General features: G+C 72.5%; 3 protein-coding genes and 1 pseudogene. 3 read left to right on the top strand and 1 reads right to left on the bottom strand.

What is annotated here, in order from left to right:
* The first annotated feature begins 73 nt into the window (after positions 1–73).
* The 3 genes from panB to IH13_RS0135505 all read left to right on the top strand — a co-directional run bounded on the left by panB (position 74) and on the right by IH13_RS0135505 (position 3,024).
* A complete protein-coding gene (panB, locus tag IH13_RS0135515; protein WP_031091177.1) occupies positions 74–991 on the top strand; it encodes a 3-methyl-2-oxobutanoate hydroxymethyltransferase in 918 nt (305 codons plus the stop codon).
* A gap of 159 nt (positions 992–1,150) precedes the next feature.
* Complete coding sequence (locus tag IH13_RS0135510) at positions 1,151–2,170, top strand: ATP-binding cassette domain-containing protein (protein ID WP_031091174.1); 1,020 nt, start codon at positions 1,151–1,153, stop codon at positions 2,168–2,170.
* Positions 2,167–3,024 (top strand): ABC transporter permease, encoded by an 858-nt coding sequence (locus IH13_RS0135505; RefSeq protein WP_031091171.1) that lies wholly within the window; start codon positions 2,167–2,169, stop codon positions 3,022–3,024. The genes IH13_RS0135510 and IH13_RS0135505 overlap by 4 nt, the downstream gene beginning before the upstream one ends.
* A gap of 9 nt (positions 3,025–3,033) precedes the next feature.
* On the opposite strand, the pseudogene IH13_RS39355 reads toward IH13_RS0135505, so the two are convergent.
* A pseudogene (locus tag IH13_RS39355) lies at positions 3,034–5,590 on the bottom strand (ATP-binding protein); the annotation flags it as partial.

The raw sequence follows: 5,590 nt of genomic DNA, 5'->3' as shown, positions 1-5,590 counted from the left end.
AGAGATGTGTATAAGAGACAGGGATCCGGGGACGCCGTCAGGGCGCCTCGAGATGACGAAGGAGCCGTTGGCCATGTCGCTTCAGGCTGCGCAGAATCAGGCCGCCCAAGCCGCCGCCTCACCCCCCGCGGGCACCCCGTCCGCCACGGGCCCCACCCCCAGTTCCGGCAAGGCGCTGTACGGGGGCAAGAGCACCCGCCGTGTCACCGTCCACGACGTCACCGCTGCCACCGAGCGCGGTGAGAAGTGGCCCATGCTCACCGCCTACGACGCGATGACCGCGTCCGTCTTCGACGAGGCCGGCATCCCGGTCATGCTCGTCGGTGACTCCATGGGCAACTGCCACCTCGGCTACGAGTCCACGGTGCCCGTCACGATGGACCACATGACGATGCTCTCCGCCGCAGTCGTCCGGGGCACCAAGCGCGCCCTCATCGTCGCCGACCTGCCCTTCGGCGCCTACCAGGAGGGCCCCGTCCAGGCCCTGCGCAACGCCACCCGGCTGATCAAGGACGCCGGGGTCGGCGCCGTCAAGCTGGAGGGCGGCGAGCGGTCGCACGAGCAGATCCGCCTGCTGGTCGAGGCCGGCATCCCGGTCATGGGCCACATCGGGCTGACCCCCCAGTCCGTGAACGCCATGGGATACCGGGTGCAGGGCCGCGGCGAGGAGGCCGCCCAGCAGTTGCTGCGCGACGCGAAGGCGGTGCAGGACGCGGGCGCGTTCGCCGTCGTCCTCGAACTCGTACCGGCCGAACTGGCCGCCGAGGTGACCCGCACCCTGCACATCCCGACCGTCGGCATCGGCGCCGGTCCGGACACGGACGCCCAGGTACTGGTCTGGACCGACATGGCCGGCCTGACCGGCGGCAAGGTGCCGCGCTTCTCCAAGCAGTACGCGAACCTGCGCCAGGTGCTCGGCGACGCGGCACGGACGTACGCCGAAGAGGTCGTCGGCGGAACGTTCCCGCAGCCGGAGCACACCTTCCACTGAGGGACGCACGCGCCCCGGCGCACAGCTGACCACTGCCGCACCACCGACAGCCCGCCGACTTCCCCCATCGGCGGGCTGTCGCCCGTTCCGGGACCGCCTCGACCGGATGTCGGCGGCTGTCGGCGATATGTCGGTGAGATGTCGGTGACGGCTGGTGTCATGGTGGACATGACGCGAAACGACACGAACCCCAGGAGCGGCGCCAACGCCGTCGAGGTACGGGGGCTGGTCAAGCACTACGGCGAGACCAAGGCACTGGACGGCGTGGACCTCGATGTGCGCGAGGGCACGGTCCTGGGTGTGCTCGGCCCCAACGGTGCGGGCAAGACCACCCTCGTACGCTGCCTGTCCACCCTGATCCTGCCCGACGCCGGACACGCGGTCGTGGCCGGCTACGACGTGGTGAAGCAGCCCCGGCAACTGCGCCGCACCATCGGTCTGACCGGTCAGTACGCCTCGGTCGACGAGAAGCTCTCCGGCTGGGAGAACCTCTACATGATCGGGCGGCTGCTCGACCTGTCCCGCAAGAAGGCCAGGTCCCGCGCCGACGAGCTGCTGGAGCGCTTCTCGCTCACCGACGCGGCGCGGAAGGCCGCCATGGACTACTCCGGCGGCATGCGCCGCCGGCTGGACCTGGCCGCCTCCATGATCGGCAGCCCGGCCGTCCTCTACCTGGACGAGCCGACGACGGGCCTCGACCCGCGGACCCGCAACGAGGTCTGGGACGAGGTGCAGCGCATGGTCGCGGAGGGGGCGACCGTGCTGCTCACCACCCAGTACATGGAAGAGGCCGAACAGCTCGCCAGTGAGCTGACGGTCATCGACCACGGCAAGATCATCGCCCGGGGCGGTGTCGACGAGCTGAAGGCCAAGGTCGGCGGCCGCACCCTGCAGATCCGGCCCTCCGATCCGGCGGAGCTGGGCGCCATGGCGCAGGCGCTGCGGGAGGCCCGCCTCGACGGGGTGGCGGGCGCACAGGCGGTCCCGGACGAGGGGCTGCTGTACGTACCGATCCTCAGCGACGAACAGCTGACGGCCGTGATCGGCCTGCTCGGCACCCGGGGCTTCTCCCTCGCCCACGTCGCCACCGCGCTGCCCAGCCTGGACGAGGTCTTCCTCGCCATCACGGGCGGCAAGGCCACCGTCACCGACACGATCCCCCAGGAGGTCGCGGCATGAGCACGACGACTCTGACGCCCACCCCCACCGACAAGGCCGTGTCCGCACCGGCCCCGGTCCTCCACGACGAGGGCCGGATCGGGCTGCGGAACAACCTGCGCCACATCGGGGCGCTGGTGCGGCGCAACCTGCTCCAGATCAAGAAGGATCCGGAGTCGATGTTCGACGCGCTCCTGATGCCGATCGTCTTCACGCTGCTGTTCGTGTACGTCTTCGGCGGCTCGGTCGGCGGCAGCATGGGCGGCGGCCGGCAGGAGTACCTCAACTACCTGGTCCCCGGCCTGATGGCGATGATGGGCATGAACATCGCCATGGCGGTCGGCTCCGGCGTCAACGACGACTTCCGCAAGGGGGTCATGGACCGGTTCCGCACGATGCCGATAGCCCGCTCCTCGGTGCTCATCGCGAAGATCGTGGTCGAGCTCGGCCGGATGATGGTCGCCACGCTGATCCTGCTGGCCATGGGCTTCGCGCTCGGTATGGAGCTCCAGGAGTCGGTGCTCGGGCTGATCGGGGCGGTCGCCCTGTCGGCCGCGTTCGGCGCCGCGATCATGTGGATCTTCATCCTGCTCGGACTGAGCATGAAGACGGCCCAGTCGGTCCAGGGGATGGGGATGCTCGTGATGATGCCGCTCCAGTTCGGTTCCTCCATCTTCGCCCCGACGCAGACGATGCCCGGCTGGCTCCGGACGTTCACCGACTACAACCCGCTGTCCAACCTGGCGGACTCCGCCCGTGCCCTGATGATGGGCGGCCCGCTCGCCCACTCGGTCTGGGTGACGCTCGGCTGGACCGTGGTCATCACCGCGGTGATGGCCCCGCTCGCGGTGTCCAAGTTCCGCAAGAAGTCCTGAGGGACGGGCTCAGTCCCGGTACGCCTCGACGAGGGCGGCGGCCTCCTCCTGGGAGAGGCCGCCGCCCTCGGCGTACGCGGCCTCGTAGGCGGTGTCCCCGAGGGCGCCGCGGACCAGTTCCCCGGCTGCGGCCTGGTTCTCCCGCTCCATCGTCGCCTGTACGTGTCCGTCCGGCAGCAGCGCCCGTGCGGCGCCCAGCAGCCGCGCCGCGAGGACGGCCCGGCGCTCCCCGCCGAGCCCGCCCAGTGCCCGGGCCGCAGTGGCCAGGTAGAACGCCTGCATCTGCGGCGCCATCATCTGCGCCAGCCGGTCGTCGGCCCGCGCCAGCGCCTCCCGGACCCGGGCCAGGGCGTCCGCGTACCGCCCGTCCAGGGTGTCCAGCCAGGCCAAACCTCCCAGCACGAACGCCTCGAAGACCCCTCTGGGCGTGGAACGGAAGTCGTCGTACAACACGTCGAGTTGCTCACGCGCCTCGACGGTACGGCCGGACGTGCCCAGCCACTGGGCCAGGAAGAACCGGGCGAACGCCGTCGACTCGTGGCCCGCGTGCCGCCCTTCGACGAGCACCTCCCGGAAGACCGCCTCGCCTTCCGCGCCCCGGCCGAGCTCGGTCAGCGCGGAGGCGTACCGGGTGCGGAGCACCAGCACCTGGGCCCGGGCGCCGAGCTTCTCCGCGTAGCCGATCGCGGCCTGGTAGTCCTCGGCCGCCCCGGCGTGGTCGCCCGTCTTCTCGTTCGCCTCGCCGCGCGAGGACAGCGCCTCCGCCGCACCCCAGTCGTCGCCGAGACGGCCGAAGATCTCCAGGCTCTCGTCGGCGTCCGCGCGGGCACCGCCCGCCCAGTCGGTGCGGTTGGCCAGCACGTTGGCGCGCATCTGGAGCGCGGCGGCCAGCTCCCAGTCGTGTCCGAGCTCCCGTGTGGCACGGACCGTCTCGTCCAGCAGTCCGCGCGGGTCGGGGACGTCACCGGTGAGCATGACGGCGAAGAACCAGAGCAGCCCCGGGCTGCGGCAGGTCTGCGGCTGACCGGCCCGGTAGGTGGCGGCGATGACCCGCAGGCGCCCCAGCCCGGCCTCGCTCGCCCAGACGTCCATCGCGTGGTCCATGCTCGCCATGCTGAGCAGCGCCACCTGGCGCCGCGCCTCCTGGAGCAGTTCGGGCCCCATCGGCGGCGGCGCGTCGGTGCAGCGTTCGACGAGCGAGGGCGCGGGGCGGGCGGGCCCGGCGAACGGGTCGGGGCCGAGTGCGGAGGCGGCCTCGGCCCACTGCAGGGCGTCGCTGCGCAGGTCGCGCATCTGCCAGTACCAGGCGAGCGAGAGCACCATGCAGAGCGACTCCTGCTCGTCGCGGGCCGCGACGGCGTGCCGCAGGGCGGTGCGGAGGTTCTCGTACTCGCGCTGGAACAGTTCCAGCGCGGCGAGCTGTCCGGCTCCCCGGAGTTCGGGGTCGGTGGTACGGGCCAGCTCCCGGTAGAACACGAGGTGCTGCCGTTCGACGGCCTCCCGCTCCCCCGCCTCGTCGAGCCGTTCGGCGGCGTACTCGCCGACGGTCTCCAGGAGGCGGTAGCGCATCCCGCCGTCCTCGGCCGGGGCGGCGACGACCAGGGACTTGTCGACGAGCGATCCGAGCACACCGGCGATGTCGGCCGCGTCCTCGGGCCGGTCCGCGCAGACCGCCTCGCCGGCGGCGAGGGTACAGCCGCCGGAGAAGACCGACAGCCGTCGCAGGACGGTGCGTTCGGCCTCGTCCAGGAGGTCCCACGACCAGTCGACGACCGCGCGCAGGGTCTGCTGGTCAGCAGACGGAAGCGGTCGTCGAGACGGTCGGCGATCTGGCGCGGGGTGAGCATGCGCAGCCGGGCGGCGGCGAGTTCGATCGCGAGCGGGAGCCCGTCGAGGCGGCGGCAGATCTCGGCGCAGGCCGCCGCCGTCCCCTCGTCCGCGTCGACCCGGAAGCCGGACAGCGCGGCGGCCCCGCGGTCGGCGAGCAGGCGCAGCGCCATCGGGTCGGGCAGCGGGTCGACCGGCCGGACGAACTCGCCGGGCACACCGAGGGGTTCACGGCTGGTCGCGAGGACGGTGAGCCCGGGGCAGCGGGCCAGCAGATGGTCGGCGAGCGCCGCGGCCGCCTCGACGAGGTGCTCGCAGTTGTCCAGGAGCAGCAGCATGCGGCGCCCGGAACAGCGTTCGGTGAGCCGGGCGAGCGGTTCCCCCGCGCCGCGCTCCGCCACCCGGAGCTCCTCGGCGCCCGCCCCGCGCAGCACGGTCTCGCGTCCGCCGAGCGCGGTGAGGACGGCCTCCGGCACCGCTTCGGGGTCGTCCACCGGCGCGAGCTCGGCCAGCCAGACGCCGTCCGGCCAGGCGGCCGGGTCGACGGATTCGGCCGCCTCCTGGGACAGCCGGGTCTTGCCCGCGCCGCCGGGCCCGAGGAGCGTGACCAGCCGGGCCCCGGCCAGGTCCTCCCGCAGGGCCGCGATGTCCGCGTCCCGCCCCACGAAGCTCGTGAGCCTGGCCCGCAGGTTGCCCGGCCGTGCGGCGGGAGGGGCCGGGGCGGGAGCGGGGGGCGGAG

This window comes from Streptomyces sp. NRRL WC-3549 (assembly GCF_000721935.1).
Classification (GTDB): domain Bacteria; phylum Actinomycetota; class Actinomycetes; order Streptomycetales; family Streptomycetaceae; genus Streptomyces.
The sequence above is the reverse complement of the archived record's forward strand: the minus strand, read 5'-3'. Positions and strand labels throughout refer to the sequence as shown.

Coding starts and splice junctions, on each gene's coding strand:
- panB (WP_031091177.1), top strand. CDS start 74: ATGTCGCTTCAGGCTGCGCAGAATCAGGCCGCCCAAGCCGCCGCCTCA.
- IH13_RS0135510 (WP_031091174.1), top strand. CDS start 1,151: ATGGTGGACATGACGCGAAACGACACGAACCCCAGGAGCGGCGCCAAC.
- IH13_RS0135505 (WP_031091171.1), top strand. CDS start 2,167: ATGAGCACGACGACTCTGACGCCCACCCCCACCGACAAGGCCGTGTCC.